This is a genomic window from Streptomyces sp. NPDC059740 (assembly GCF_042733155.1).
Lineage (GTDB): Bacteria > Actinomycetota > Actinomycetes > Streptomycetales > Streptomycetaceae > Streptomyces.
Map to the genome: position 1 here is coordinate 50,231 of NZ_JBHWGP010000023.1, position 26,032 is coordinate 76,262.

Genomic DNA, 26,032 nt, shown 5'->3' on the forward strand with positions numbered 1-26,032 from the left:
CTCATGGCTACACGAAAGACCCTAGCCCCCCCGGCGCCTCATGTCTACTTTCGCCGATACAGGTTTTCTTCCGCCGTTCACCGGTTTTCCGCCGCCACTTCGGAAGGAATTCCCCCCGCCCCCGGGTGCAGCATGACGGGTGACGACGGCAACCCGTCGCCCTCACCGCCGCCGCAGCGCGCACACCCCACCCGCAGTGCCGCATACCTCTCGTCGCCGCTGCAGAAATACGGGAAATGGGCGGTGGAGAGTTGCTGGACCGGCGGAGCGAACCGGCAAAGCTATCAGCCACCGCGGCTCACCCCGTGCTACTGTGGATTCAGTTGCAGTTGTGGTTCCCAGAAAACTTCAGGTGCTCTTTCGGGCTTCGGCCCACGAGCATCCTTTTTCATTTCCGGTGTTCCGGAGGGGGAAATCATCGCAGCGACTCCGGGTCCGCAAGGTGCGGACTCCGGGCACTGCCCCCAAGGGAGATTCAATATGGCATCTGGCACCGTGAAGTGGTTCAACGCGGAAAAGGGCTTCGGCTTCATCGAGCAGGACGGCGGCGGCGCTGACGTGTTCGCCCACTACTCGAACATCGTCGCCACCGGCTTCCGCGAGCTTCAGGAAGGCCAGAAGGTGAACTTCGACGTCACTCAGGGCCAGAAGGGCCCGCAGGCCGAGAACATCGTTCCCGCCTGACGCTGACGCGTACTGAGAGCTGGGGCCCGCACCCGTGGGTGCGGGCCCCAGCTCGTCCGCGTTGTCCGCCTCGCGCCGGCCCTGACCGGCTCCGAGCGGCACGCGACTCGGCGACACCCGTCAACGGGACGCCCAGATCTTCGGCCGGACGCAATCCCGTCACGGCCCCCACGCCCGGACATCCGGTTTCCACTCCCCCAGGTCTCCACACCGGCGCGTTTCCCATACGGTCCTTTCACGGCCCGTGTGCGTTCCCTTTTTACTTCGGCTCGTTCCTGTTCCCCGGGCAGCATGTCGCTGCTGGGAAGTTCGTTGACACGTGCCGCATCGAGGAAGGTTCTGTATGAACCGCACTGCTCGCACGAACGACGGCTCCCAGCGTTCCCGTTCCGGTGCCGCCGGCTCCGGTCGCGGCAACCGCGGCCGTCCGCAGGGCTCGGGCCGCCAGGGCTCCGCGTCCCGTCCGGCTCCGGCCAAACGCTCGGGTGGCCAGGGCCGCCGCGGCGCCCCGCAGGGCGGAGAGTTCGCCCTCCCGGTCAGCTCCACCCCGGCGCTGCCGGCCGTCGAGACCTTCGCCGAGCTCGCGCTGCCCGAGCAGCTGCTGACCGCCCTGCACTCCGAGGGGCTCTCGGTGCCCTTCCCCATCCAGGCGGCGACCCTGCCGAACTCGCTGGCCGGCCGGGACGTCCTGGGCCGCGGCCGTACCGGCTCGGGCAAGACCCTCGCCTTCGGACTCGCCATGCTGGCCCGCACCGCCGGACAGCGCGCCGAGCCCCGGCAGCCGCTGGCACTCGTCCTCGTCCCCACCCGCGAGCTGGCCCAGCAGGTCACCGACGCGCTCACCCCCTACGCCAAGGCGCTGCGCCTGCGGCTGACCACCGTGGTCGGCGGCATGTCCATCGGGCGCCAGGCGGGTGCGCTGCGCGGCGGGACCGAGGTCGTCGTGGCGACGCCCGGCCGCCTCAAGGACCTCGTCGACCGCGGCGAGTGCCGGCTCGACCAGGTCGCCATCACCGTCCTGGACGAGGCCGACCAGATGGCGGACATGGGCTTCATGCCCCAGGTGACGCGCCTGCTCGACCAGGTGCAGCCGGGTGGGCAGCGGTTGCTCTTCTCCGCCACGCTCGACCGCAACATCGACCTGCTGGTCCGCCGGTACCTCACCGACCCGGTGGTGCACTCCGCCGACCCGTCCACCGCGACGGTCACCACGATGGAGCACCACGTCCTCCACGTGCACGGCGAGGACAAGCACGCCACCACCACGGAGATCGCCGCCCGCGACGGCCGCGTGATCATGTTCCTGGACACCAAGCACGCGGTGGACCGGCTCACCAAGAAGCTCCTGGCCGTCGGTGTGCGTGCCTCGGCCCTGCACGGCGGCAAGTCCCAGTCGCAGCGCACCCGCACGCTGGCCCAGTTCAAGACCGGCCACGTCACGGTCCTGGTGGCCACCAACGTCGCCGCCCGCGGCATCCACGTCGACAACCTCGACCTCGTCGTCAACGTCGACCCGCCCAGCGACCACAAGGACTACCTGCACCGCGGCGGTCGCACCGCCCGGGCCGGCGAGTCCGGCACGGTGGTCACCCTGGTCCTCCCCGAGCAGCGCCGCGGCGTCAACCGCCTGATGGCCGACGCCCAGATCAACGCCCAGGTCACCAGGGTCCGCTCGGGCGAGCCCGAACTGAGCCGCATCACCGGCGCCCGCAAGCCCTCGGGGGTGCCCGTCACCATCACCGCCCCGGCGGTGGAGGAGGCGCCCAAGCGCAGGAGCTCCTCCTCCCGCGGACGCCGCAGCCGGCCCGCCCAGAACCGCCGCCGTTCCGCCTCCTCCGCCGTGTAGGCGCCCGCCCGGGGCTGCCGCAGTACGCCGGACCTCCGCAGCTTCTCCCTCCAACCCCTTGAGGACATATGCGCTGCATCATCGCCAACTTCCCCTTCGACCTCCTCAAGAAAGACGTGGAGCAGGCGATGAAGGGGGTCCGGCCGGAACCCGTGTCGGGGCCGTCGGTGTCCGTCGGCCGCCGCGTCTACCCCGTCAAGCAGGTGGGTGAGGTCGTCACCCGGCAGGACCGCCGCGACTTCACCGCCGGTGAGATGACCCGGGCGCTGACCCGGCTCGGCTTCACCTGCCACACCGCCACGCCCGCGGCGGTCCTGACCCCCGTCCAGGCGGCTGCGGAACAGCTGGGCGGCTCCCCCCGGCCGTGACCCGTGCCCGGAGCCGGCGTCGGCGGTGGCGGACCGGAAGGTTCCCTCTCCGACGCGGGCCCGGAGCGCGTCGGAACTTGTAGAATCAGCGCCCATGTCGACCCCCGATGAGCTACTCGTTGACATCGCCGCCAGGGTGGAGTCGGAACAGACCAGTCAGATGTCCCTCACCGTCGTGGTGCACGGGGCGGTCATCACCGGCCGTCTGGCTCCCGAGCGGATGTGGCGGCAGCGCGTGGCGGAGGTCCTGGGCGCCTCCGACCGGCTCGGCCCCTTCGCCGGCATCTTCATGGCACCGTCCCGGGACACGACGGCCCGAGCGCCCGAGCGCCCCTCCCACCTGCACTTCCACGTGGCCAGGATTCTGCAGGGCCAGGTCGGCATCCCCGAGACGGGCGGCATGTACCGCATCGCCCTGGAGAACGTGAGCGCCTGGACCGTCGGCGACTTCAGCTACCAGTGAGCGCGCCGGACCAGCCGGCCGGAAGCCGGGCGGGCGCGGCTGCCCGTGGCCGTGCCCCCACCGGCACCGTTGTGCCCGGCTCCCTCCTGTAGTCAGCTGTCCCGTATGGGAAAGAGAAGCACCGCCGCGCTGCTGACCGTCCTTGTCGCCGCGTCCCTCCTGACGGCCGGTCCGGTACCGGCGGCCGGCGCCGCCGAGCCGCCGTCCGGAGCCGTGCCCACCTCGGTCCGGGGTGTCGCGCTGGACACGGTGACCATCCCCGAACTGCAGACGTACCTGTCGCACGGCTCGCTGACCTCCGTGGCCCTGACCCGCGCCTACCTGGCGCGGATCAGGGCCCTGGACCCGAAGATCAACGCGGTGCTGCGCACCGACCCGACGGCGCTTCGCCAGGCCGCCGCCAGTGACGCCCGGCACCGCCGCGGGGACGCCCGCGGACCGCTCGACGGCATTCCCGTCCTGCTCAAGGACAACATCGACACCGCTGACATGCCGACCACCGCGGGGTCGCTGGCGCTGGCCGGTCCTCCCCCGGACGCCGACGCGGCCCTGGTGACCCGGCTGCGGGACGCCGGGGCGGTGGTGCTCGGCAAGACCAACCTCTCCGAATGGGCCAACTTCCGTGCCGCGAAGCCCACTTCCGGCTGGTCGGCGGTGGGCGGCCAGACCCACAACCCCTTTGTGCTGGACCGCAACCCCTGCGGTTCGTCCGCCGGTTCGGCCGCCGCGCTCGCCGCCTCCCTGTCCCAGGTGGCGATCGGCACCGAGACCGACGGGTCCGTCGTGTGCCCGGCCGGGATGAACGGGGTGGTCGGCCTCAAGCCCAGCCTGGGCATGGTCAGCGGCCGGGGCGTGGTGCCGATCTCCGCCGAGCAGGACACCGCAGGGCCCATGGCGCGCAACGTGGTGGACACGGCGCTCACCCTGTCGGTGCTCGCCGGCGGCACCGGACAGCTGAGCGGCCTCCCCGACGGTTCCACCGCTGCCTCAGGTCTGCGCGGCAAGCGGATCGGCCTGTGGCGGCTGCCTTCGCTCGGGCCCCGGGTCGACGAGGTGATGACCCGCACGGCGCAGCGGCTGCGGAGTGCCGGGGCGCAGGTCGTCGAGGTGACCCCGCCCTACCAGCAGCGGCTCGCGGAACTGGAGTTCCCGGCGCTGCTGAGCGAGTTCCACCGCGACATCGACACCTACCTCGCCACCCGCAACGGGCCCCGGGACCTCGCCGGACTCGTCGCGTTCAACCGCTCCCACCCGGCGGAGCGGACCTGTTTCGCCGGGCAGGAACTCTTCGAGCAGGCACTCGCGGCACCCCCCACCACCGACCCGGGGTACCGGGCGATGCGCGCCGAGCTGCGGGACCTCTCGCAGCGCTCTCTCGACGAGACCATGGCCGCCGAGCGACTGGACGCCATCGCCGCACCGACCAACCCGCCCGCCTGGACCACCGACTGCGCCAGGGGTGACAACGACGTGATCCCCTCCTCCACCCCGGCGGCCGTGGCCGGGTACCCCTCGCTGTCGGTCCCCGCCGGTTCGGTGGGTCAACTGCCCGTGGGTCTGCTCCTCATGGCCGGTAAGGACCAGGACGCGGCGCTGCTGTCGCTGGGGGCCGCGGTGGAGCACCGGCTGGACGCCTGGCGGGCGCCCCGGTACCTGCCGACGACGGGGGGCGGGAGCAGCCGCTGAGGAGGTCCGCAGCGGCCCTCGGCACGGGGGCCGCTGCTCCGGCGTCCACCGGGCCGGGGCCCCGGGGCGCCGTCGCCGCCCCGGGCGGCGGGGCGGTCGAGGCGGGGCGCCGGCGTCAGCTCTTGCGCAGGTCCGGAGCGGGGACCCCGATGAGCAGGCGGCGCACGGCGTCCCAGGCGGCCCGCACGGCCCGCGTCACGGCAGGGGAGTCGCTGCTCAGGATGCGTGCCCACGCACCGCTGTCGTCGGGCAGGACGCTGACGCCGAACAGCAGCCCGGTGGCCAGCAGGGCTTCGTGGAGGACGTCGGCGACCCGGGCTGCGGGGGCGAGCGGGGTGAGGACGTACAGCGAGGCCGTCAGGTCGTGTCCGGCGAAGACCGCCGGGCCGCTCACCCCGCCCGCGGACTGCGGTTCCAGCCGCACGGAGTCCACCGCCAGCAGGCTCCCGTCGGGACGCCGGACCTCCAGGTCGCTGAAGAGCATGCGGTAGGCGTGGCGTTCGTCCCGCGCCAGCCGTCCTGCCGCGATCGTCTCGCCCAGCAGGACGGTGGCGCTGGAGTCGAGCGTCACCCTGGTGTGCTGGTAGAAGCGCGCGTCCCGGTAGGGGATCAGCGGGTCGGGCAGGTACTCGACGTAACTCCCGTCCTGGACTCGGAGGTTGACGACCTGGGTCGCATGGTCGAACTCCATGCGGTGCACCTTGGTGGCGGCCTGCGTGGTGAGGTGCACGGCGGTGTCGGGGCCGCAGTCGACGTCGATGCGGTTGCGGTCGGCCTGGAGGATGCCGCCGCCGGTCGACATCAGGTAGGTCACCGGCATGTCGGGCCGCAGCGGGTCGACGTAGAGCGGCCGCATCACCTGCAGCGGGGACTTCTGGTAGCGGTCGACGAGTTCGGTGCGGTCGCCGACGCGCGCGTAGCGCAGTTCGAGCAGGCCGACCTTGCCGGGGCGCCCGGCGGCCAGGGTGTCCGGCGGGGAGTCGAGGGCGAGCATGCGGGCGGGGGTCCGCACGGGTTCGTAGTGCGCGGGGTCCAGCCGCGCGGGCGCCGTGGTCACGCGGAAGCCGCCTCCTGGGCGGCCTCGTGGGACAGGACGAAGTCGGCGATGGTGCCGAGGCCCTGACCGGTGAGGGAGTTGGTCAGCACCACCGGGCGGCCTTCCCGTACCCGGCGGGCGTCGGACTCCATGACGTCCAGGTCGCACCGCACGTACTGGGCGATGTCGACCTTGTTGATGACGAGGAGTTCGCACTCGGTGATGCCGGGGCCCCGCTTGCGCGGCATCTTGTCGCCCTCGGCGGTGTCCAGCACGAAGAGGAACAGGTCGACGAGGGCGGGGCTGAAGGTGAGGGTCAGGTTGTCGCCGCCGCTCTCGAAGAGCAGCGTGTCCACCTGGGGGAAGCGCTCCAGGAGTTCGTCGGCCGCGGCCTGGTTCATCGTGGGGTCGTCGCGGACGGCGGTGTGCGGGCAGGCACCGGTCTCGACGCCGACGATGCGGTCCGCCGCCAGGATGCCGTCCAGGGTGCGGCGGACGTGGGCGGCGTCCTCGGAGGTGTAGATGTCGTTGGTGATGACGGCGGGGGTGCGGCCCCGCTCGATCAGCACCGGGACGAGCGCCTCGATGAGGGCGGTCTTGCCCGAGCCGACCGGTCCGGCGATGCCCACCCGCAGCACACCGTCCTTGGGGCGCTGCAGGAACTCGTCGTGGTCGTGGTGGTGGCGGGCCTGTGTGGGGTCGTGCATGGCGGGGTCCTTCTGTGGTGGGTTCTTCCGGGTGCGGTGGGTGCCGGGCCCGTGGGTCGGCCGTCAGCTGGCGAACAGGCGGGCCTCCGCCCGCTCGTGGCGGCCGGCCATGACGTCGGCCATCGGGACGAAGCCTCCGATGTCGGCGAGCTCCCGGGCCAGGGCGGCCTCGACGGTCTCCTCGATCACGGGGGCCGCCCGGTGGAGGACGACCTGGGCCCGGCGGTGGTCGGTCAGGCGCAGCCGCAGGGCGGCGCCCACGAGGCTGGCCGCGAGGGCGAACAGTTCGCAGGTGACCGCCTGCCGCACGGGCACGCCGTTGCCGGCGTGGACGACTGCGGCGACGACCGGCTGGCAGCCCCGGACGGCACCTTCCCGGTACAGGGTCCGGTAGCGCTCGATCTGCGGTGTGCCGTAGACCTCCGCCGCCAGGTCCAGGAGTTGGCGGCCGGTGCGGACGGTGGCCTGCCGGGCCTCGCGGCCCAGCCGGGTGGCGTGCAGCCGCTGCTCCACCGCCGTCAGCTGCGTCCAGTCCTGCGCGAGGACGGCACGGTGGGCGAGGGCGAGGGCGGTCGCGTCGGCCGGACCCGCGCTGTGGCGCAGCAGGTCGTGCAGGAGGCCGGGCAGGCTGTGCGGGGTCACCGCGCGGGCCTGCTGGAAGCCCTCCAGGCCGTGGGAGAGGGTGTAGTAGCCGCTGGGGAAGGCCGAGTCGGTGAGCTGGAGCCCGGTCAGCAGCGCGGGGATCGGCATCGCTTCGGTCACGCCGGGGCTCCGTATCTGCCAGGTGGTGGGTGGCCCGGCGGCCGGTCTCGGCCGCCGGGTCGGGGTCAGACGATGTAGAAGAGGTGGTTGAGGGGGAGGCGCTCGGCCGGCTCGATGGTCGCGGCCTCGCCGTCGACGGTGACCTTGTAGGTGTCGGGGTCCACCTCGATGCGGGGCAACGCGTCGTTGCGCACCATGTGCTCCTTGCCGATGCTCCGGCACCGCTGCACCGGCTCGGTGCGGCGCTGCAGGCCGAGTTGCTCGGGGACGCCGGCGGCGAGGGAGGCCTGCGACATGAAGGTGACCGAGGTGTGCTGCCGGGCGCGGCCCATGGAGCCGAACATGGGGCGGTAGTAGACCGGTTGCGGTGTCGGCAGGGAGGCGTTGGGGTCGCCCATCAGGGCCCAGTTGACCATGCCGCCCTTGATGATGAGCTTGGGCTTGGCGGCGAAGGAGTGGATCGGCCAGAGCACGATGTCGGCGAGCTTGCCGGGTTCGATCGAGCCGATCACGTCCGCGGCGCCGACCGCCTTCGCCGGGTTGATCGTCAGCTTGGCCAGGTACCGCAGCACGCGGGCGTTGTCGTTGCGGGAGCTGTCCTCGGGCAGCGGGCCGCGCATGTCCTTGCAGTGGTGCGCCGTCTGGAAGGCGCGCAGGAAGGACTCACCGACCCGTCCCATCGCCTGGGAGTCGGAGGAGAAGATGCTGATCACACCGAGGTCGTGCAGCACGGTCTCGGCCGCGATCGTCTCGGCGCGCACCCGGCTGTCGGCGAAGGAGACGTCCTCGGGGATGTCGCGGGAGAGGTGGTGGCAGACCATCACCATGTCCAGCAGTTCGTCCACCGCGTTGACCGTGTACGGCAGCGTCGGGTTGGTGGAGGCCGGCAGGACGTTGGCCTCGCCGGAGACCCGGATGATGTCGGGTGCGTGGCCGCCGCCGGCCCCCTCGGTGTGGAAGGTGTGGATGGTGCGGCCGTTGATCGCGGACAGGGTGTCCTCGAAGAAGCCGCCCTCGTTGAGGGTGTCGGTGTGGATGGCCATCTGCACGTCGTGCTCGTCGGCGACCTGCAGGGCGGTGTCGATGACGGCAGGGGTGGCGCCCCAGTCCTCGTGCACCTTCAAGCCGGCCACGCCCGCCTCGACCTGCTCGCGCAGGGCCTCGGGCCGGCTGCCGTTGCCCTTGCCGAGCAGTCCCACGTTGACGGGGAGGTCCTCGACGGCCTCCAGCATCCGGTGGATGTTCCACGGGCCGGGGGTGCAGGTCGTGCCGTTGCTGCCGTCGGTCGGGCCGGTGCCGCCGCCGAAGAAGGTGGTGATGCCGTTGGACAGGCCCTCCTGGGCCTGCTGGGGCGAGATGAAGTGGATGTGGGTGTCGACGCCGCCGGCGGTGGCGATCAGGTGCTCGCCGGAGATGACCTCGGTGCCGGGGCCGATGACGAGCTTGGGGTCGACGCCGTTCTGGAGCTGCGGGTTGCCGGCCTTGCCCACGCCGACGATCAGGCCGCCGCGGACACCGATGTCGCCCTTGACGACGCCGAGCACCGGGTCGAGGACCACGACGTTGGTGATGACCATGTCCAGGGCGCCGTCGCGGTTGAGGGCGGAGGGGTCCTGGGCCATGCCGTCGCGGATCGCCTTGCCGCCGCCGTAGACGGCCTCCTCCCCGTAGGAGCCGGCGTTGTGGTCGTACTCGACCTCGACGACCAGGTTGGTGTCGGCCAGGTGGAACCGGTCGCCCACGGTGGGGCCGAACAGGTCCGTGTACTGCTTGCGCGGGATGATGGCCATCAGTGCTGAGCCCTCTCGGCGGCGGTGGTCTCGGGGGCGGTCTCCTCGTCGTCGGCCGCGTTCTCGATGCCGGCGTCCGGGCCGTCGTCCCCGGGGCGGACGAAGCCCCGTTCCGCCGCCCGGCGCAGCGCGGCCCGCCTGGTGTCGGGGGCGGACAGGCCGCCGCCGACGAGCCCGGCGAAGCCGTCGAGCCGTCCGGTCCCGGCGAAGGCGCACAGGGCGACCTCCCGGGTGTCACCGGGCTCGAAGCGCACCGCGGTGCCTGAGGGGATGTCCAACCGCATGCCGTAGGCGGCTTCGCGGTCGAAGCTCAGGGCCCGGTTGGTCTCGAAGAAGTGGTAGTGGGAACCGATCTGCACGGCCCGGTCGCCGGTGTTGGCGACCGAGATCCTGACCTTGGCCCGGTCGGCGTTGATCACGATCGGATCGTCCCCGTAGAGGTAGTGGGCTCCGCCCGACATCTGTTGCCTCCTGTAGGTCCTGGGACGCGCCCTCAGGCGTTGATCGGGTCGTGGCAGGTGACCAGCTTCGTCCCGTCGACGAAGGCCGTCTCGACCTGGAGGACGGTGAGCATCTCCCGCACCCCGGGCATGACCTCGTCGAGGGCGACGACCTTGCGCCCCAGCTCCATGCACTCGGCGACGGTGTGCCCGTCCCTGGCCGCCTCCAGGACGGCTTCGGTGATGAGGGCTGCGGCTTCGGTGTAGTTGAGCTTGGTACCCCGGTCCCTGCGGCGACGGGCCAGGTCCGCCACCACGTAGACGTGGAGTTTGTCGAGCTCGCGGGGGGCGAGGTTCATGGCGTCACTCTGCTTTCCTTGAAGGAGATGCCCGGCCGGCCCAGCGCTGGACCCGCCGCGAGGAAGAGCCAGGTCGTCACTACGAACGGCCAGGTGAAGGGGGACCCGCCGGACGGCTGGGTGAACGCTTCCCAGGCGGCGGTGAAGGGGACGGACGCCACGACGGCGAGCGCGGTGTACCCGGCGACCCACCGGGTGGGGCTCAGGAAGGTGGCGGCCAGCGCGATGGCGCACAGCACCCCGTTGTAGCCGTAGAGGCCCTCGGTTATCCGGTCGGCGGGCAGCCCGGCGGCGCAGGCCGTCACCGTGGCGAGGACGCTGCCGCCGGCCGCCGCCAGGGCCGCGGTCCGTGAGGTGAGGAGGAGTCCGGCCAGCAGGATCAGGCCTGCGTACCACTTGTCGAGGAAGAAGACCTGGCCCAGGTTGTCGCAGAACGCCTGGCCGGCCTGCGCGGCGGTCAGCGTGGTGAACCCGCCGGCCCGTGCCGGCAGTGCCGCCGCGGCCGGCGTCGTCGGCAGGGCGATCACCAGCGCCCCGGTGACCAGGCAGTAGGGGGCGGTCAGCACGGGCAGTTGGAGCCGTCCGAAGAGGCGGCCGGCCGCCGCACCCAGCACCGAGCAGACCGCCGCGCCCAGGACGGCCAGTACGGCGGTCCGCCACGAGGCACCGAACCTGACGAGAAGGGCGATGCCGGTCAGGCAACCGCAGTAGCCCTCCAGGCCCTTGGCCACCTTCTCCCGGTCACAGCCCAGGACGGCGGCGGCAGCGGTGGACGCGCACCCGCCGAGCAGACCGAAGACCCCGGTGCGCCACCCGCCGGCGAACAGGGCGAGGGTGAACAGCAGCCCCGTCCATGGGCTCGCGCTGAGCGCGACCTGGGCGACGCCCCGCAACTGCACCTGGCCGACCAGGAGCGATGCCCGGCTTCTCGTGCGCACCGCCTGTCCCACCGCGGACACGTCTACTCCCTTGCGGACATGACGAAGTGGCCGTCAGCTCCCGGAGGCGGGGGCCGCGGCACCGAATCAACTTTCTGTTGAAACGGTACGCCCGGCGAAAGCGGGGCATCGTCGCGGAGACCGGCCGCTGTACGTGTCCGGAACGATACGGTACGAAATAACCGCTGTTGGGAAACGGTGCCGCAGCTGCCCGGTGAAACGTCCATGTCAGCCGAGGGCCCGTCAGACTTGGGGAGAGGTTGAACCTCTGTTGAGTCCTTCATACCTGGCGTTTGACCAGGTCATGGACGGGCTTCCGGTTCCCCGCCGGACACCGTCGGCTCTGCGGGCGGGGGGGCAGACACGGGACAGGCCGATGCCTGGAGCCGTCCGCCCCTGGCGCCCGGCCCACGCCCTCCCCCTTCCTTCCCTGCCCGCTCCGGAGGGGCCGACTCCCCCTGCGGACTGCCACTGCCCGGCTGCCGCACGGCACGACCGGAGCGTGCGGTCGGAACCGGCAGCGGCGAGCGACGTGCCGTAGTAATCCTGTGAGTATCCACGCCCCTTCCGTTCGGAGTCGTCGATGAACGTCCGCCGTGTCGTGCCCAACATCTCCACCGAGGCCCTGCCGGAAAGCCGCGCGTTCTACGGCCTGCTGGGCTTCGAGGAGGTGATGAACCACGGCTGGATCATGACGCTCGCACCCCGCTCCCACCCGGCGGCCCAGGTCAGCTTCATGACCGGGGACGCGACGGCACCGGTGGTCCCGGACCTGAGCATCGAGGTGGACGACGTGGACGCGGCCTACGCGGTCGTGCGGGAGAGCGGGGCCGAGATCGTCCACCCGTTGCAGGACGAGGAGTGGGGCGTGCGGCGGTTCTTCGTCCGCGACCCCGGCGGCCGGGTGGTCAACGTACTGGCCCATCGCTGACGCACTACGGCCCCGTACTGCGCGCACGGGCCAGCGGGGTCGTCGCACCGGAACCCCACGCCACCGTGCAGGGCGCCGCGGTCCCGCGGGACACCCCCGCTTCGGACACCGGAGGAGTGACACCCGGGGGGCCGGCGCCGCCACCTCCTCAGCGCCGCCTACCGGACCGCCGGCCGCGGGTTGGAACCCGGCACGGCCCCGACCCGCCGCGCACGCCGCCCGAGCACCGTCGGGCAGCCGGTCGCCGGGTGGGTTCCGGCGTCAAGTCTCCGTTCGGGGCCGGGTAAGCTCGCGGGCGACGACCACGTTCGTGGCGCGTCGAAGGGGGCGGGGTGAACGGGGAAGGCGGTGCCCTGGTGCCCGCGGCACGGACCGGCGTGGCCGTCCTGGACCCGGCCGGCCGGCACGGGCGACCGGAACCGTCCGAAACAGTGCTGCTCCACCCGCCGGCGGGCTCGGTGAACACGCCGAGCAGCTAAGGGCATTGCGTGTGAGTACGAGTACGGGTACGGCTGGAGGGGAACGCATGACGAGCGGGCGGACAGCGGACGGCAGTGCAGGGGACGCGGACTACGGCACGATCGGCGGCGCCTACGCCGCCTACCGCAGGCCGGAGCCGCGGATCGCCGCGCTGATCGAACAGGCACTGGCGGGGGCCCGTACCGTGCTCAACGTCGGTGCGGGAGCCGGCTCCTACGAGTCCTCGGCGTTCGAGGTGACCCCGGTCGAGCCCTCGGCGTCGATGCGCGCTCAGCGCCCCGCCCACCTGCCCGCAGCCGTCGACGCGGTGGCCGAGGACCTTCCGTTTCCCGACGACACCTTCGACGCCGCCATGACCACCTTCAGCGTGCACCAGTGGAACGACGTGCAGGCCGGCCTTCGGGAGGTGCGCCGGGTCACCCGCGGCCCGGTGGCCGTCCTCACCTGCGACCCCGACCTGGTGCGTGACTTCTGGCTGTACGAGTACGCACCGCTGGTGCTCGACACCGAGGCACGACGCTACCCGTCCATCGACGTCATCACCGAAGCCCTGGGCGGCCACGCCGACGTCACCACCGTGCCGATCCCCGCCGACTGCGTCGACGGCTTCAACGAGGCCTACTACGCGCGCCCCGAGATGCTGCTCGACCCCGCCGCCCGCCAGTCCTGCTCGTCCTGGAGCTTCGTCGAACCGGACCTGGCCCGCCAGTACACCGAACGGCTCGCCCAGGACCTCACCAGCGGCGCCTGGGACCAACGCCACGGCCACCTGCGCCGGCAGCCCCACCTGAGCGGGTCACTGGTGCTGGTCCGGGCGTCGTGACGCCTGCGGCCCTTGCCCCCGCGGTCTGATCCGTGCGGCCTGGCCCCGTGCACCCTGGCCCATGCGGTCTGATTCTCTGCGGTCCGGTGCCATGGGGCGCCTCCTCGCGGGGCAGTGGGCCTGGTCGTCACGAGCATGACCGGACAACGAGGAAACACGGCTCAGAGCACGCATCGCTGCTGGAGCACCAAGGACCTGGAGGGCGAGCGCCCTCGCCTCCGCTACCGACAGCCGCGCCTGTGACCAACAGGCCGCACTTGTGGGCGTCTTCAGGGCCCTTCAGGTCAGCTTCAGTGTGCCTCCGGCAGGGTGGGAGAAGTCATGCGCAGTGCGGCAGTGACGTGTCCCCCGAGGGAGTCAGGCGCATTTTGGAACCGCGCGGGGCCTCCCGAACTGCGCGTCGGTGACACTCTGACCTCGCCACCGTTGGGGGGCGGAGAGAACGAGGAGGGCGAGGCGTTGGTGGTCGAGGTGCCGGACGGCATACGGGATCAGTGCAGGCAGCTGGGTCCCGGCGTCGTGTATGCACTGAAGGTGCTGTGCGCCCACCTGGCGGAGGACCCGCTGATGGGCACTTTGGGCTGGGAACCGTCGGAGTACGTGGTCCATGTCGACGGCGAGACTTTCGAAGACTGCCCGGCGCTCGACGTGTTCTATGCCTACGGGCCGCCGGCGTTGGACGAGGGCATGGTGCAGGTGCGCAGGGTGGACGTGCCGGCCAGCGCGCCCACGCGGACGACAGAGCCCGAGCATGGGGGTGGGAGCGAGGGGCCGCTCGAGGCAGCGGTGCAGGCCCGGCAGACGACCGACGCCTGGCAGCGCATCGCATCCTGGTTGCGGGAGCACGCCCCCAGCACGTACGCGGCGCTCAAGCCCGGCGCCTCGGAGCGCGAGACAGGCGCACTGGAGAAGGCTCTCGACGTGCGGGTCCCGGCGTCGCTGCGGGCTCTGTGGCGCCTGTGCGCGGGGAGCATCGACGTGTACGGGGCAGGGCTGCTTCCGGATCACGGCTGGGCCCTGATGAGCCTTGACACAGTGGTGAGTTCCTACCAGGCACACATGGAAAGCCTGCGTCGGCAGGTGGAGCAGTTCGGCGAGGAGGAGGGGATGCCGCTGTGGAGGCCGTCCTGGGTCCCCTTCTGCTCGTGGAGTGTCACGGACCTGAGCTACGGCAGGTTCGTCGACGGGGAGACGGGCGAAACCGGGAGCTGGGACGAAACCGGTGAGCGTACGGTCGAGGACAAGTCGCTGACCATGCTCCTGGAGGAGATGGCCGACAGGCTGGAGTATCCGCAGATGTTTCCGGGTGCCAAGCCGGGGCTGATCGACGGGACGTTGGTGTGGGGGCCGCCGCTCACTCCGGAGGAGAGGGCCGTGTGGAAGCCGTGGAAGGGCTGAAGCGTGTGAAGAAGGGCGGACGCATGCCCGGCCCTTTCTTGGTGCGCAACGCGCGATCAAGCGTTTCGGGCTGCCGGAATTGCGCCCACACGATCTCCGCCACGGATCGGCGGCGGCCACGCTGGGCAACGGCCAAGCCGCCCACGAGGCCTCTCAGCGGAGGGGCCACCGCTCCGTCACAGTGACCGCCGACCCGTACGGACACCCGCCGCCGGACGCCGCCGCAAGGTCAAACGGCTGCGTCCAGCGTTCGTGTGATCAGCGCACCCCCACGCTCGCCAGAGCGCGCTGCTGAGCCCGTGACGCGTTCACCGGCCAGTACAGGTAACACACCCCGCCCGACCCGCTCTTCACCTTCCCGTCCGCGTCCTTCCGCTTCGTGCGCAGCCAGATCGTTTCGAACTGGTCAGACGTCGCATAGCAAAGGCGAGAGTACGTGACAAACGTGCTGGTCACGGCCAGTGGCCCACTGCAGACGTGGTGGGCCACCTGGGCCTCGTGCTGACTTGGTGCTGGCTCCGCTGTCGTCCGTTCCGGTCCGTTGGGGGCCGTCGGGCTGGATCGGTGTTGGGTTTCCCCGTGACCGGGGCCACTTCTCCACCACGTCCCGCAGCTACTCCACCACCCTGGGCGCGCTGCGCGAAGCCCGCCGCTCCTGGCGCACCGAACAGGCCCGCATCCGCGCCGGCCTGCCCGACCTCGACCCGACGACAACGCTCGTCGTCGGTCGCTGGGACTACCTCGGCTCGGGCTGCAGCCCCGGCGCCGCACTCCTCGCAGCCCACGTCTGGCACCGCAAGGAACTGGAACGGCAGTTCGCGACCGAAGGGGGCTGTTGATGACCTCGCCCCCGCTCGCTTTCCTCCACGTGGAGGCGGCACCGGCGTTGGATCTGCTCACGGTGCCCAGGTGATGGCCCGCCTCCAGCTCAGTCGCTCCGCCGTCTACGACCTGCTCCGCTCCGGCCAGCTCGCCTCGATCACCCTCGGCCACACCCGCCGCATCCCCACCCAAGCACTCACCGACTTCATCCGCACCCGCCTCGAACAGGAAGCTTCCTAATGCTGTTGTCAAGCGGCCAGCGTGACGGGCGGTGTGACTTGGTAGCACCGCCCGTCACGGATGAGGGCCCACAGGACGTTGACGCGTCGGCGGGCGAGCGCGAGGACGGCCTGGACGTGGCTCTTGCCCTCGGCTCTCTTGCGGTCGTAAAACCGCTTGGAGTTGGGATCGCTCCAGGAGCTGACCAGCGCGGAGGTGTAGAAGACGCGTTGCAGACGCCGGTGGTAGCGCTGCGGTCGCCGCAGGTTGCCGCTGGTCTTGCCGGAGTCGTGCGGGGCGGGAGCGACGCCACCGAAGGCCGCGAGGCGGTCGGCGGTGGGGAAGCCGTCCAGGCTGCCGCCGACGGCGACGAGGAACTCGGCACCGAGCTTGGGCCCCATGCCCGGCATGCTCAGGATGACCTCGGCGAGTTCGTGCTCGCGAAACCGGCCCTCGATGAGTTTGTCGATCTCGGCGATCTTCTCGTCGAGGGCCATCACCTCCTTCGCGAGGGTGTGCACCATCTTCGCGATGGCCTTCTCGCCGGCCACGGCGGTGTGCTGCCGCTCGGCGGCCTCCACGGCCGCCTTGGCCAGGCTTTCGGCGCCGCGGACCTTGCGGTTGCGCAGCCAGGTGGTGAGCCGGCTGACGCCGATACGGCGCAGGGCGGTGGGGGCCTGGTAGCCGGTGAGGAGGACCAAGGGCCCGGTGTTGGTCAGTTCCAGGGCGCGTTCGAGCGCGGGGAACATGCTCAGCAGTGTGCCCCGCAGGCGGTTGATGGTGCGGGTGCGGTCGGCGACCAGGTCGATGCGGTGGCTGGTGTGCAGCCGCAGCTCGATCGTGCTCTCGTCATCGGGGCGGATGGTCTGCAGGTCACGGCGCATGCGTGCCTGGTCGGCGATGACCCTGGCGTCTCGGGCGTCGGTCTTGCCCTCGCCCCGGTAGGCGTCGGAGGCCCGGTTGACCATGCGGCCGGGGATGTAGAGCAGCTCCTGCAGGTGGTTGACCAGGACGGCGATCAGCAGACCCGGCTCTCCGCCGGTCATGTCCATCGCCCAGGTCACCGCGCATCCGTCGGCGAGGTCGAGGACGTCACCCAGGAGCTTCAGGAGCTCGGGCTCGTCGTTGGCCACCCGGCGCGACAGCAGGGTCTTGCCGTCGGCGTCCATGGTGACGCAGTGGTGGTGGGTCTTGCCGCAGTCGATCCCGGCCCATATCCGGCTCATCGTGCTCCCGAAGTCGTTCCTGCCTTGCGTACCACGGACGACCTCGCCGGCATTGCCCTACACAGCGATCTTGTCGCACTTCCTAATCGGCGGCCGAGTCGTCGTGGGGAGCAGGGCGGCCAAGCCTCCGGAGCCACGGACAACGGCAGCCAGCCTGAGAGCCACACCCCGCCCCCCTGGGTGCCACAACCTTACGAATGGCTGCGGTTCACCCGTGAGTTGAAAGGTAGGGCCGCCTGATGACCACGCCCCGCGACAACCCCGCCTCCCGCCGCACCCGGGCCAACGGCGACGGAACCGTCTACCAGCGCAAGGACGGCCGCTGGGAAGCCGCTGGCTACGTCCTCGCGCCCGGCAACACCCGCAAGCGCGTCCGCGTCTACGGCACCACCCGCGCCGAGGCCGCCGCCAAGCTCACCGAGAAGATCGCCACCAGCAACCGCGGCGTCCCCGCACCCTCAGCACAGGGCACCGTCGGCGCGTACCTCACGTACTGGCTGGAGACTGTCGCCGTCCACCGCCTCCGCGAGAACACCCACACCCGCTACACCGCCTGCGTCCGGCTCTACCCTGATACCCAGCCTCGGCCGGAAGAAGCTCGCCAAGCTCACCGCCAAGGACGTCCGCACCTGGCTCGACCAGCTCCGCGCCACCTGCCAGTGCTGCGCACGCGGCCTCGACACCGCCCGCGATCAGCCCCAGTGCTGCGCCGTCGGGACGTGCTGCCGCAAGCGGCTTTCCCCGCTGACGCTGGCCTACGTGCACTCCGTCCTCAAGTCCGCCCTGGAGCACGCTGTACGCGAGGAGGAGATTCCCCGCAACGTCGCCCGCAACGTCCGCATGGGCACACCACGCCCCCGCCGCTTCGAACCGCTGACCGTGGAGGAGGCCCGCGACCTCCTGACCGCCATGCGCGGCCACCGTCTCCAGGCACTGTTCGAACTCGCCCTGCGAACCGGACTCCGCAAGGGCGAACTCCTCGGCCTGCGCTGGGAAGATCTCGACCTCACCGGGGGAACCGCCAGTATCCGCCGCACCCTCCAGCGCACCAGCAGCGGCGGCCTGACCGCCCTGCCGACGAAGACCCAGAGCTCGGAGCGGCGCATCGCCCTGCCCACCGAGTGCCTGAGCTCGCTGCGGGACCACCGCGACCGGCAGGCCCAGGAACGCGAGACGGCGGGCGAGAGCTGGACAGACAGCGGCTACGTCTTCACCCGGCCCAACGGCCAGCCGATCGAGGGAGCCACCTTCACCCGACACTTCAACACCCTGCTCCGCCGAGCCACCCTCCGCCGCATCCGCTTCCATGATCTGCGGCACTCGGCGGCGACCCTTCTCCTTGAGCAGGGCGTCGAACTCGTCGTGATCAAGGAACTGTTGGGCCATGCCCACATCGGCGTGACCGCCACGGTGTACGCCCACGTCCGGCTCCGCCTCCAACGCGACGCCATCGACCTCCTCGGCCATGCGCTCCGCAACCCCGCTGAGGCCACTGGCAAGCCTGACGACGGCGAGGAACCGCCCCTCGTCGGAGCCGCCGTCCGCTGGCGTTGCCGTCAACTACTGCCGTCAAGAGCCCCAGAGTGCCCCACCAGCAACAGTCGCTGATGGGGCACTCTGGCGTTTCCTGGCCACCCATAGGGGGCCGTACTTGATTTCTAGAACGACGCAGAGAACCGGTCTAGATCTCTACGGATCGGCCCAGAGCGCGGAATGCGCTTCCACCACCATCCACGCACTTTCGACTCATCACCATAAAGCCGAAGGAGGACACCCAGTTCGTCGACTTCCGTATAGGAGAGAAATCTCGAATCCGCCTCGTTGAGGGCGATGAGGAAATTTCTCGACTCTCCCTCCGGGATGCTCTCCAACCCCCTGGCGATGAAATCGCGCAGGGAATCTGCCGCAATCAAGTCATGCGCACCCCAGACGGACCTGTCGGAATCGGGGAGGCCAAGCTCCCTCTCCATCCGCGTCACGTGCTCGTACCAACCAAGTAGCAGCGCGACCAGGCCCAACGATCGAGCAGGGGCCACACTGACCACAGTCCGATCAAGTTGGTCTGCTTCAGTGACTCCCAGGTGGCGACCAAGCCACTCGCGGGCTTGAACTTCCGACATGACATCACCTTCCGGGGTAGTAGGCTGTGGATTTCCATGGCATATCCCAGTTCACGATGACGCGAACTCCATCATGGTCGAATCGCGATGAATTCTGCCCTTCGAGCTGACGGGACCCAGCTTGCCTCAACGTGGTTTCTACCTCTGCGGCCGAAGGTCTACCCATCGCCGGATTCCCATCACCCGTATGCCCATTCACGAACTCAGTGATCTCGTCCAAGGAATATTCACTACCGTGGAAATCTTCCCCGCCAAGGTGGTCACCATTCTTACCCCCAAGCGGAACCCCGCAGTTCGGTCCTGAATTATGAACGAGGACCGGAGTGGCCCCAGCGAGTACATAGTACGTGTGGAGCTGAGCGACAGTCATGTTGTGCATGTCGCCCTCGCCCGGGCGCACCAGCACCTTGCCCACGGTGACATGCCGGTTGGCAGCTGTGACCAGCAGGTGCCCGGGAGACAGGCGCCCGGCCTTCACCCAGGCGTGCAGCGTGTCATCCCAGAAGGGGTGCTTAGCAGTCGTATGGAGTATCGATTTCGCTCCATCAGCCTGCCGGATCTCCAGATCAATCAAATCACTGTCGTGATTGATGAAGGTCGCGAGGACCTTGCGCGCACCCTCATGCTTCCCATTCTTCGGATTGGCAGCCTCGACGAAATCTCCGACCTTTATGTCACCGATCCGTTTCTTCTCTCCATGGGACATGAGGACGAAGGTGTCGAAGGAAAAGCTGCAGAGAGAGGACGCCTTCATTCCGTAGCGCCCCGCGCGGAACTCCACACCACCCTCAGGGCCTTCTTTGGAGCCTAGTAGCTCGGCCAGGTCTCCCGCCGCGCGGAAGAGGGGCGTGTCTGTCTCGATCCCTTGGTGCGACAGCCAGTGGTCAAATTGATCTCCGTAGTCGCAACCGGGGGCTCCCGGTCCTCCGTGCCAACAGTCCGAGTCGAACAGCCAGCCAGCGCCCTCCGCAGTGTGCGGCACCACTGAAATGGCACCCCACACGAGACTGTTAGCACTCTGCAGTATCTGTTCTGCACCATCAGAGACCCATGAGAAGTCAAGGCCCCAGAATCCAGATCCTTCACTCTTATTCTTGCCGCTGGAAACCTTTCCGGTGCTACTGCTGCTACTGGTGCCGGATTTTTTTGCTCCGGGGTGACGTATGTTCTGGTCACCGTTCGGCCCTCTACCGACATCCTGGTCCTCGCAGCCGACTCCGCAGGAGATGTACTGTCCCGTCGGGTCGCTTTCAGTGACCGGGTTCTGCGTGGCGTAGCTGTAGCCGTTGAGTGTCTGGGGAGCTTCAACCTGAAGTGCCGGGTCGACGCTGATGAACTGACCGATACTCGGGTCGTACTCGCGGGCGCCGATATGGGTCAGACCAGTGCTGAGGTCGGCGGGTTTACCGAGAAACTTCTTGTCGTCGGGCCAGGACGTTGCCGGCGTTCCTCGGTCCGCGCCGAAGGGCGTGGTGTAGCGCTTGGTGACCGCCCAGGTGACGGAGTCCATGGCGAGGCTGGCTGTGCCGTGGGGGTCGGCGGCGAGAAAGGTCAGTTTGGAGCTGCTGATGCCTGCCGTGGCGGTCCGTACGGCGATGGTCTGGCTGCCTGCGGTGTAGTTGCGGGTGCTGGTGAGGTTCTTTGTGGCGCCCTTGGTGTTGAGGTGGACTTCTGTGGCGCCGAGGTAGAGGACGGTTTCCCCGTCGTCCTTCGCGCGGCGGATGAGCAGGTTGCCGTCGGCGTCGTAGAGGTAGCCGGTTTCAAGGGCCGGTTTGCTGTCGGTTGCGGGTTCGCTGGTGGTGGCGAGGTTGCTTTCGCTGTTCCAGGACAGGGTCTGGGTGGCCTGGGTGCCGGGGCGTGTGGTGGTGTTGCCGGTCTTGTCGTAGGTGTAGTGCTCGGTGGTTTCGCCGGTGCTGGTGCTGGTGAGGGGGTGGGGCTGCTTGGTGGGTGTGCTTTCGTAGTGGTAGGTGGTCGAGCTGTCGTCGCTGGTGGTGTGCTGGGTCTCGGTCTTGCGTTGGCCGCTGGAGGTGTAGGTGTAGCTGGTCCAGTAAGGGGCTGCGCCGTCGATGTTGTCGTTGGTGCGCCCGCTCGTGGAGCAGTCAGCAGTTTTGGGAGTCCAGGATTCGGTCAGTCGTTGGTGACCGTCGTAGGTGAAGCACTGGTAGTCGGCTTTGGTGGTGCTGCCTTGGGTGGTGGCGTCGAAGACGGAGGTGACGTTGCCGGCGTCGTCCTGGGTGAACTTCAGTTCCTGCGGCATGTAGCCGTGGGTGTCGTCGGTGACGAAGGAGCGGGTGAGGCGGCGCGTGCCTTCTTCGTAATCCCAGTTCAGGTAGGCCTTCTTCGCCGAGCTCGTGGAGTCGGTACCGAGGGTCATCTGGCGGAGGTCACCGAGAGGGCTGTACACACCGGCCAGGAGGTAACCGGACTTGCCGGTCAGCTTGGTGAGCTGGCCGGTCGCTGTGTACTTGTAGGTCAGCGTCTCGGCGGGCAGACCGGCGACGGCGGGTTCGGCGTGCTGTCCCACGGAGCCGTCGACGCGGTAACCGGTGCTGAAGCTGAGTCTGCTGGGAACGCCGGCGATGACGAGAGGGTCATCGGCAGGGAGAGCGAGTTCGTTGTTGGTTGCCTGGTAAAGGTTGTCGTACTTGGTGACCTTCTGCGTGTATGCCTTGCCTCCGAGGCCCCCGTCGTAGCGAGTGGAGGTATCGGGCTGTCCCTTCGCCAGGCTGTCGAAGGTCCAGGCGGCGAGCTTGTTGGCATCCGTCTGCTGGCCCTGCCACATGCCGGTCTTGCGGCCGAGATCGTCGTAGGAGAAGAGGAGCTTGCGGTCCTCTGCGTCGGTCGTGCTGGTGACCTGGTCCAGGCTGTTGTAGGTCGACTCTGTACGGCCCTTGTCCGGGTCGGTCGTGGCGGTCTGCCGGCCGTAGAGGTCGTAGTCGTAGGTCCACTCGGCCTGGTCAGGGCCGGTGACGGTCGCTGGCTTGCCGCCTGGTGTGTAGGTGTACTTCGTGGCGGTGTAGTCGGTGCCCTGGGGCTTCGGACCGGCGTACTGGTCCTGCTCTACTTTCTGCCCGCGTGCGTCGGAGAGGGTGGCGCTCGCCTGGCCGCCGGCGGGTGCAGAGTTGGCGGTGCGGTCGCCGGTGTAGGCAGTGTCGGTCGTCCAACGGGTGACGCCGTGGACTTTGGTGGTCTGCCTGGTGGGTCGGCTCGCACCGTCGAAGGTGGTGTCGGTCTGCGTGGGGGCCTGCCCTCCGTCGACTTCGACGGGCGTGTCGCCGGGGGCCGTGGTGGAGTCCCAGATGTCACTTTCCTGGGTGACCTCCAGGCCTCGACTGTCGTAGAGGCTCTGAGCGATCACTCTGCCGCCTGCCGGCGAGGGGGACTGGGTCTGCCGTGGTCGCAACTGCGAGTCGTAGAACTGATAGGTGGTGTTGTAGGCCGAGCCGTCGCCGTTCAGGGTGCCCGTCGACACCCAGGTCATCGCCTTCGGGTCGTTGCTGAGGTGGTAGGCGTAGACGTAGTTCGGCGTCGCGTTCAGTACCTTGAGGCGGTTGGGAAGCCACACCTTCGTGGCCCGTCCCAGACTGTCGTACTCGGTCTCGGTGACCTTCCCGTTCGGGTCGGTGGCCTTGGTGACCGACCCTGTCGCGAAGTCGACCGTGCTGTCGCTCTCGTGTCCCTTGGCATTGGTGACCGCGGTCGCGGTGAGCGGGCCTCTGGTCGCCGGCGTGTACGACGTGGCGGTGGTGGTGAGGTCGTTGGTGTCCTTGACCGTCGTGGGCCGCCCGAGGCTGTCGTATCCCGTGGCGGTGACTTTCTGCCAGTTGGGGGTGGCGTCTGACCCGTAACTCTTGACGCGTCCGGTCCAGCGCGGCTCGCCCAGGGTGGGGTGCTGGACCGGTTGGTAGGTCGTCGAGTCGTAGGAGGTGGCGGTGTCGGAGATGACGTCGCCCTGGCGGGTGTCGTCGTGCGGGAGGTCGAGGGCGTAATCGGGGACGGAGCACGGACGGGCGACTACGCGGGTGCGGGATATGAGGTTGGTGATGCCGGCGTCGTCGTTGCGGGCGTAGGTGTTGCGGGTGCAGGTCTCGTCGCCGGTCCTGGCGTCGTCACCGTCGTCTTCGACGGTTTCGGCCATGCCGTGGTCGTCGTAGGTGGTCTTGGTGGTACGGACGCGGTCGTAAGGGGTGACGCTGCTGGTGATGTTGGTGCGTGCGTGGCTGGCGCCGGTGCGTACGAAGTAGGACTCCGTGTCGGCGTAGGACTTGTGCTGGGTGGCGGTGCGCTTGGACCAGGGGTCGTTGATGGTGCCGGAGACCTCTGTCGCGCCGTTGTAGGTGACACCTTCGCGCAGGAAGCCCGCGTACTGGTCCGAGTCGGTGACCTCGGGAGCCTTGACTCCGGTCACGTCGGCGCTGCGCCGCTTGTCCGGGTCGGGGGTCCTGCCGTCCGAGCCGAGGAGGCGGTCGCCGTCCATGCCGCGGAGGTAGACACTGACCTCCTTGAGTTGCGTCGCGTCCGAGGCTCCGGTGACGTGGGTGACCCTTTCGAAGCCACGCCATATGGACCAGGTGCGCTCTTTGGCGGGGGTCAGCGGGTCGTCGTTGTAGTGCCAGGCTCCGCCACCGGAGTAGGTGTAGGTGTGCTGGACGGCTTCTGCGCCGCCTTGCGGGTCGGTGACGGAGACCGCCCTGACGGGGTACTTCTGGAACCAGTCGAGGATCGGGTCCTTCGCACCGTTGGGCGACCAGTACACCGGGTAACAGGTCTTGGTGTTGGCGTCGACCTTGGGCATCGTCTGTCCTGCCACGCAGTCGGGCTCTGCGTAGGTGACGATGGTCTGTGCGCCGCTTTCCGAGGTGACGGTCTTCAGGCGCGGCCTGTCCAGGGAAAGGATGTCGTCGGTGGCGCCGTCGACGCGGTTGGCGTGGAATTCGTGGCTGAAGGACACGGGGGGCACGTTGAGGTCGGCGCCGTGCTTGCCGGTGTGGGCGATCTGGTCGAGCCACAGGGTTTGATCGTGTGAGTCGCCTGTCTCTCCCGGGTCGAGGTAGAGCTGCTTGAGGGTCCAGGTGTCCACTGGTGCGAAGGCCGCAGGTGAGGCGCCGGCGTCCCATGCCCACGTGGAGATCGACGTCAGCCGTTTGCGCGTGAAGAACGCCGGGCTGACATTGCCGGTGCACTTGTCCCCGTCCTTGCAGACCGCGTCGAAAGGGACGTCGGGCCAGTTGTCCTCAGTGTCCTCGGTCAGGCTGTCGCACCCGGAGCCGGAGGCAAGGCAGCGTTCGGCGTAGCCGAAGGTCACCTTGTCAGAGGCCGCGGGGCTGCCGGTGAAGAGGCTGTCCTTGCGCTGCCCGTAGCGGATCTCCTTGAGGTAGCCGCCGCGGGTGTAGGACGTGCCGGTCGTGTCGTCGCCGAGCTTGTCGTAGTTGTTGTCCTCGGCGGCATACCAGTAGGTGGAAGCGTTGCCGTGGGTGTCTTGCACGTAGTCGAGGTTCCAGCGCCAGGCCTGTTTCAGGTCGCGGTCGGCGAACTTCGATCCCTTGTCGTAGCCGGGCTCGCCGCTGTCGTCGCCGAAGACCGGCACCGTCCACACGGAATGGGTGCGGTCGTCCGCGCCGGCGCCGTCGAGCTTGTTCAGCCCGAAGACGTACCTGGTGCCGTCGCCCGTGGTAACGGTCCAGTACTCACCGTTGTCGTCTCCGTTGTCGGCACCGATGGAGTGCGTCACCGTCGAGGCGTCGTCGTCCTTGAGGTGCCATTCTCCGCTGGTGTCGTCCTTGACCAGTTCGGTGGACTTGCCGTTGAGGACGAGGGAGGCGTTGTCGTACTTCCAGCACAGGTCGTACTTCTCGTCCTGGCCGTCGTCGTCGCAGGAGCCGTACTTGCGCTCGACGTAGGACGAGGTGAGGTCGAAGCCTTCGCCGATCTGGCTTCCCTGATTGTTGGTGGTGGCGGTCTCGCCGTCCACCGAGCTGGAGTCGTAGGAGATGGACAGGTCCGGGGAAGGTCCGGCGGCGGCCGGCGGGACGCGCAGGGGGTAGGACCAGGTGAAGTTTCCGGAGGAGCCGCCGGCCTCCCAGGTGGAGGAAGCAGACAGCGGAGTGGCCTTGTAATCACCCGCCCCGGACTTCGTCCCTGCGGCTACCGCCAGGACCATGGGCGAGGTGCCGGCAGCCCGCGAGATCCCCTTGGACGTGGACACGTCGGGGAAGGCCAGCTCGGTGGTCAGCGTGTTGCGGTGACGGTCGTTGGTGAAGCGCAGTGGGGTGCGCTTGCGGCAGGCCGCCTTGGTGGGGTCGGTGAGCGCGCAGGCTGGGAGGCTTTCGAGTTCGAGGCGTCCGGCCCAGTCACCTCCGTAGGCGGAGGCGAAGGCGGAGTAGTCCAGTCCCAGCTTGGCGCGTCCGCCGGCTTGGGGCCCTGTGGCGCTGAGGACGACGCCTTTGACGCCCAGAGTCTCGGCGCTCTTGTGGTCCAGCACCCGGAAGTCCACCGACCGGGCCGCGACGACCTTGTGTTGCCCGGAAGCCTTCGGCGGCTCCAAGGTGAGGGGAAGTGAGCCGGGGCTGGTGCGGGCGGTCCCAGTGGTGGGAATGGAGACCGAGGCTGTGTCCGCGATCGGCCACCGGACCTTGGTTGCCTGGTCTGCCCGTGCACGGCGTGCGGCAGCCTGGTCGGACGCCTCGCCACGGCGTACCAGGGCGGCGTCCCTTTTGTTCACGCGGGCGGTGAAGGGAGAGACCTTCGCCGAGCGGGGGGCGTCGAGGCTGGGCTTTCCCAACGGCTCGGCCGCGGCCAGCGCGAAGGCCGTCGGTGTGAGGAAGCCGGGTAGGAGGGCGAGGCCGGTGGCAGCGGCAACGTGGCGGACCCAGCGTCGCTGGAGGCGTGATGGTCTGCGTGCACCTGGCCTGGTGAACGGATTCATGGCGGTTTT

Annotated in this window: 20 protein-coding genes and 2 pseudogenes; 11 read left to right on the forward strand and 11 right to left on the reverse strand. The window is 69.3% G+C overall.

Features of this window, described 5'->3' with window-relative positions; translation table 11 throughout:
- The first annotated feature begins 480 nt into the window (after nt 1–480).
- From ACFV3R_RS23455 to ACFV3R_RS23475, 5 genes are all read left to right on the forward strand, one after another.
- Nucleotides 481–684, forward strand: a complete 204-nt coding sequence (locus ACFV3R_RS23455) for a cold-shock protein (RefSeq protein ID WP_385586390.1) — start codon at nt 481–483, stop codon at nt 682–684.
- A 343-nt stretch (nt 685–1,027) separates the two neighbouring features.
- Nucleotides 1,028–2,530, forward strand: coding sequence for a DEAD/DEAH box helicase (locus tag ACFV3R_RS23460; protein WP_385586393.1), 1,503 nt, complete (start codon nt 1,028–1,030; stop codon nt 2,528–2,530).
- Between the two features lie 68 nt (nt 2,531–2,598).
- Complete coding sequence (locus tag ACFV3R_RS23465) at nt 2,599–2,898, forward strand: SCO5918 family protein (protein ID WP_385586395.1); 300 nt, start codon at nt 2,599–2,601, stop codon at nt 2,896–2,898.
- Between the two features lie 94 nt (nt 2,899–2,992).
- Nucleotides 2,993–3,361, forward strand: a complete 369-nt coding sequence (locus tag ACFV3R_RS23470) for a hypothetical protein (RefSeq protein ID WP_385586398.1) — start codon at nt 2,993–2,995, stop codon at nt 3,359–3,361.
- 105 nt (nt 3,362–3,466) lie between these two features.
- Nucleotides 3,467–5,047: an amidase family protein gene (locus ACFV3R_RS23475; RefSeq protein WP_385586401.1), complete on the forward strand. Its 1,581-nt coding sequence runs from the start codon at nt 3,467–3,469 to the stop codon at nt 5,045–5,047.
- 115 nt (nt 5,048–5,162) lie between these two features.
- Here the strand turns inward: ACFV3R_RS23475 and ACFV3R_RS23480 are convergent, their stop codons facing one another.
- From ACFV3R_RS23480 to ACFV3R_RS23510, 7 genes are all read right to left on the reverse strand, one after another.
- On the reverse strand, nt 5,163–6,041 hold the full coding sequence (locus tag ACFV3R_RS23480) for an urease accessory protein UreD (protein ID WP_385586498.1): 879 nt from the start codon (nt 6,039–6,041) through the stop codon (nt 5,163–5,165).
- Between the two features lie 59 nt (nt 6,042–6,100).
- Entirely contained in the window at nt 6,101–6,790 is a 690-nt protein-coding gene (gene ureG, locus ACFV3R_RS23485; protein WP_385586404.1) for an urease accessory protein UreG, read from the reverse strand.
- A 63-nt stretch (nt 6,791–6,853) separates the two neighbouring features.
- Complete coding sequence (locus ACFV3R_RS23490) at nt 6,854–7,540, reverse strand: urease accessory protein UreF (protein ID WP_385586501.1); 687 nt, start codon at nt 7,538–7,540, stop codon at nt 6,854–6,856.
- Nucleotides 7,541–7,617: 77 nt separating this feature from the next.
- The gene (gene ureC, locus ACFV3R_RS23495; protein WP_385586406.1) at nt 7,618–9,342 is read right to left on the reverse strand and encodes an urease subunit alpha; all 1,725 of its coding nucleotides are present in this window, start codon (nt 9,340–9,342) and stop codon (nt 7,618–7,620) included.
- Entirely contained in the window at nt 9,342–9,803 is a 462-nt protein-coding gene (locus tag ACFV3R_RS23500) for an urease subunit beta (RefSeq protein ID WP_385586409.1), read from the reverse strand. Before ACFV3R_RS23500 ends, ureC begins: the two co-directional genes overlap by 1 nt.
- 32 nt (nt 9,804–9,835) lie before the next feature.
- Nucleotides 9,836–10,141 carry an urease subunit gamma gene (locus ACFV3R_RS23505; RefSeq protein ID WP_385586411.1) on the reverse strand — a complete coding sequence of 102 codons (306 nt, stop codon included), beginning with the start codon at nt 10,139–10,141 and terminating at the stop codon, nt 9,836–9,838.
- Complete coding sequence (locus ACFV3R_RS23510) at nt 10,138–11,100, reverse strand: urea transporter (protein WP_385586414.1); 963 nt, start codon at nt 11,098–11,100, stop codon at nt 10,138–10,140. The genes ACFV3R_RS23505 and ACFV3R_RS23510 overlap by 4 nt, the downstream gene beginning before the upstream one ends.
- A gap of 562 nt (nt 11,101–11,662) precedes the next feature.
- Between ACFV3R_RS23510 and ACFV3R_RS23515 the strand changes: the two genes are divergently transcribed.
- The 3 genes from ACFV3R_RS23515 (at nt 11,663) to ACFV3R_RS23525 (ending at nt 14,711) form a co-directional block, all read left to right on the forward strand.
- Complete coding sequence (locus ACFV3R_RS23515; protein WP_385586417.1) at nt 11,663–12,010, forward strand: VOC family protein; 348 nt, start codon at nt 11,663–11,665, stop codon at nt 12,008–12,010.
- 526 nt (nt 12,011–12,536) lie between these two features.
- The gene (locus ACFV3R_RS23520) at nt 12,537–13,313 is read left to right on the forward strand and encodes a class I SAM-dependent methyltransferase (RefSeq protein WP_385586420.1); all 777 of its coding nucleotides are present in this window, start codon (nt 12,537–12,539) and stop codon (nt 13,311–13,313) included.
- Between the two features lie 462 nt (nt 13,314–13,775).
- Nucleotides 13,776–14,711 (forward strand): SMI1/KNR4 family protein, encoded by a 936-nt coding sequence (locus tag ACFV3R_RS23525; protein ID WP_385586504.1) that lies wholly within the window; start codon nt 13,776–13,778, stop codon nt 14,709–14,711.
- Between the two features lie 258 nt (nt 14,712–14,969).
- Here ACFV3R_RS23525 and ACFV3R_RS23530 read toward each other — a convergent pair.
- A pseudogene (locus tag ACFV3R_RS23530) lies at nt 14,970–15,116 on the reverse strand (peptidase C39 family protein); the annotation flags it as partial.
- Nucleotides 15,117–15,220: 104 nt separating this feature from the next.
- On the opposite strand from ACFV3R_RS23530, the gene ACFV3R_RS23535 reads away from it, so the two are divergent.
- On the forward strand, nt 15,221–15,550 hold the full coding sequence (locus ACFV3R_RS23535) for a replication initiator (RefSeq protein WP_385586423.1): 330 nt from the start codon (nt 15,221–15,223) through the stop codon (nt 15,548–15,550).
- Between the two features lie 73 nt (nt 15,551–15,623).
- Nucleotides 15,624–15,773 carry a helix-turn-helix domain-containing protein gene (locus ACFV3R_RS23540; RefSeq protein WP_385586507.1) on the forward strand — a complete coding sequence of 50 codons (150 nt, stop codon included), beginning with the start codon at nt 15,624–15,626 and terminating at the stop codon, nt 15,771–15,773.
- A gap of 8 nt (nt 15,774–15,781) precedes the next feature.
- Here the strand turns inward: ACFV3R_RS23540 and ACFV3R_RS23545 are convergent, their stop codons facing one another.
- On the reverse strand, nt 15,782–16,978 hold the full coding sequence (locus ACFV3R_RS23545) for an IS110 family transposase (RefSeq protein ID WP_385586426.1): 1,197 nt from the start codon (nt 16,976–16,978) through the stop codon (nt 15,782–15,784).
- Between the two features lie 239 nt (nt 16,979–17,217).
- On the opposite strand from ACFV3R_RS23545, the pseudogene ACFV3R_RS23550 reads away from it, so the two are divergent.
- A pseudogene (locus tag ACFV3R_RS23550) lies at nt 17,218–18,523 on the forward strand (tyrosine-type recombinase/integrase); the annotation flags it as partial.
- 113 nt (nt 18,524–18,636) lie between these two features.
- Here the strand turns inward: ACFV3R_RS23550 and ACFV3R_RS23555 are convergent.
- Nucleotides 18,637–19,098: a hypothetical protein gene (locus ACFV3R_RS23555; RefSeq protein WP_385586428.1), complete on the reverse strand. Its 462-nt coding sequence runs from the start codon at nt 19,096–19,098 to the stop codon at nt 18,637–18,639.
- Between the two features lie 4 nt (nt 19,099–19,102).
- The gene (locus ACFV3R_RS23560) at nt 19,103–26,023 is read right to left on the reverse strand and encodes a polymorphic toxin-type HINT domain-containing protein (protein ID WP_385586431.1); all 6,921 of its coding nucleotides are present in this window, start codon (nt 26,021–26,023) and stop codon (nt 19,103–19,105) included.
- Nucleotides 26,024–26,032 lie beyond the last annotated feature (9 nt).

What these genes read in the sequence shown, in the direction of transcription:
- ACFV3R_RS23455 (WP_385586390.1), top strand. Translation starts at nt 481, where the DNA reads ATGGCATCTGGCACCGTGAAGTGGTTCAACGCGGAAAAGGGCTTCGGC.
- ACFV3R_RS23460 (WP_385586393.1), top strand. Translation starts at nt 1,028, where the DNA reads ATGAACCGCACTGCTCGCACGAACGACGGCTCCCAGCGTTCCCGTTCC.
- ACFV3R_RS23465 (WP_385586395.1), top strand. Translation starts at nt 2,599, where the DNA reads ATGCGCTGCATCATCGCCAACTTCCCCTTCGACCTCCTCAAGAAAGAC.
- ACFV3R_RS23470 (WP_385586398.1), top strand. Translation starts at nt 2,993, where the DNA reads ATGTCGACCCCCGATGAGCTACTCGTTGACATCGCCGCCAGGGTGGAG.
- ACFV3R_RS23475 (WP_385586401.1), top strand. Translation starts at nt 3,467, where the DNA reads ATGGGAAAGAGAAGCACCGCCGCGCTGCTGACCGTCCTTGTCGCCGCG.
- ACFV3R_RS23480 (WP_385586498.1), bottom strand. Translation starts at nt 6,041, where the DNA reads ATGCTCGCCCTCGACTCCCCGCCGGACACCCTGGCCGCCGGGCGCCCC.
- ureG (WP_385586404.1), bottom strand. Translation starts at nt 6,790, where the DNA reads ATGCACGACCCCACACAGGCCCGCCACCACCACGACCACGACGAGTTC.
- ACFV3R_RS23490 (WP_385586501.1), bottom strand. Translation starts at nt 7,540, where the DNA reads ATGCCGATCCCCGCGCTGCTGACCGGGCTCCAGCTCACCGACTCGGCC.
- ureC (WP_385586406.1), bottom strand. Translation starts at nt 9,342, where the DNA reads ATGGCCATCATCCCGCGCAAGCAGTACACGGACCTGTTCGGCCCCACC.
- ACFV3R_RS23500 (WP_385586409.1), bottom strand. Translation starts at nt 9,803, where the DNA reads ATGTCGGGCGGAGCCCACTACCTCTACGGGGACGATCCGATCGTGATC.
- ACFV3R_RS23505 (WP_385586411.1), bottom strand. Translation starts at nt 10,141, where the DNA reads ATGAACCTCGCCCCCCGCGAGCTCGACAAACTCCACGTCTACGTGGTG.
- ACFV3R_RS23515 (WP_385586417.1), top strand. Translation starts at nt 11,663, where the DNA reads ATGAACGTCCGCCGTGTCGTGCCCAACATCTCCACCGAGGCCCTGCCG.
- ACFV3R_RS23520 (WP_385586420.1), top strand. Translation starts at nt 12,537, where the DNA reads ATGACGAGCGGGCGGACAGCGGACGGCAGTGCAGGGGACGCGGACTAC.
- ACFV3R_RS23540 (WP_385586507.1), top strand. Translation starts at nt 15,624, where the DNA reads ATGGCCCGCCTCCAGCTCAGTCGCTCCGCCGTCTACGACCTGCTCCGC.
- ACFV3R_RS23545 (WP_385586426.1), bottom strand. Translation starts at nt 16,978, where the DNA reads ATGAGCCGGATATGGGCCGGGATCGACTGCGGCAAGACCCACCACCAC.
- ACFV3R_RS23555 (WP_385586428.1), bottom strand. Translation starts at nt 19,098, where the DNA reads ATGTCGGAAGTTCAAGCCCGCGAGTGGCTTGGTCGCCACCTGGGAGTC.
- ACFV3R_RS23560 (WP_385586431.1), bottom strand. Translation starts at nt 26,023, where the DNA reads ATGAATCCGTTCACCAGGCCAGGTGCACGCAGACCATCACGCCTCCAG.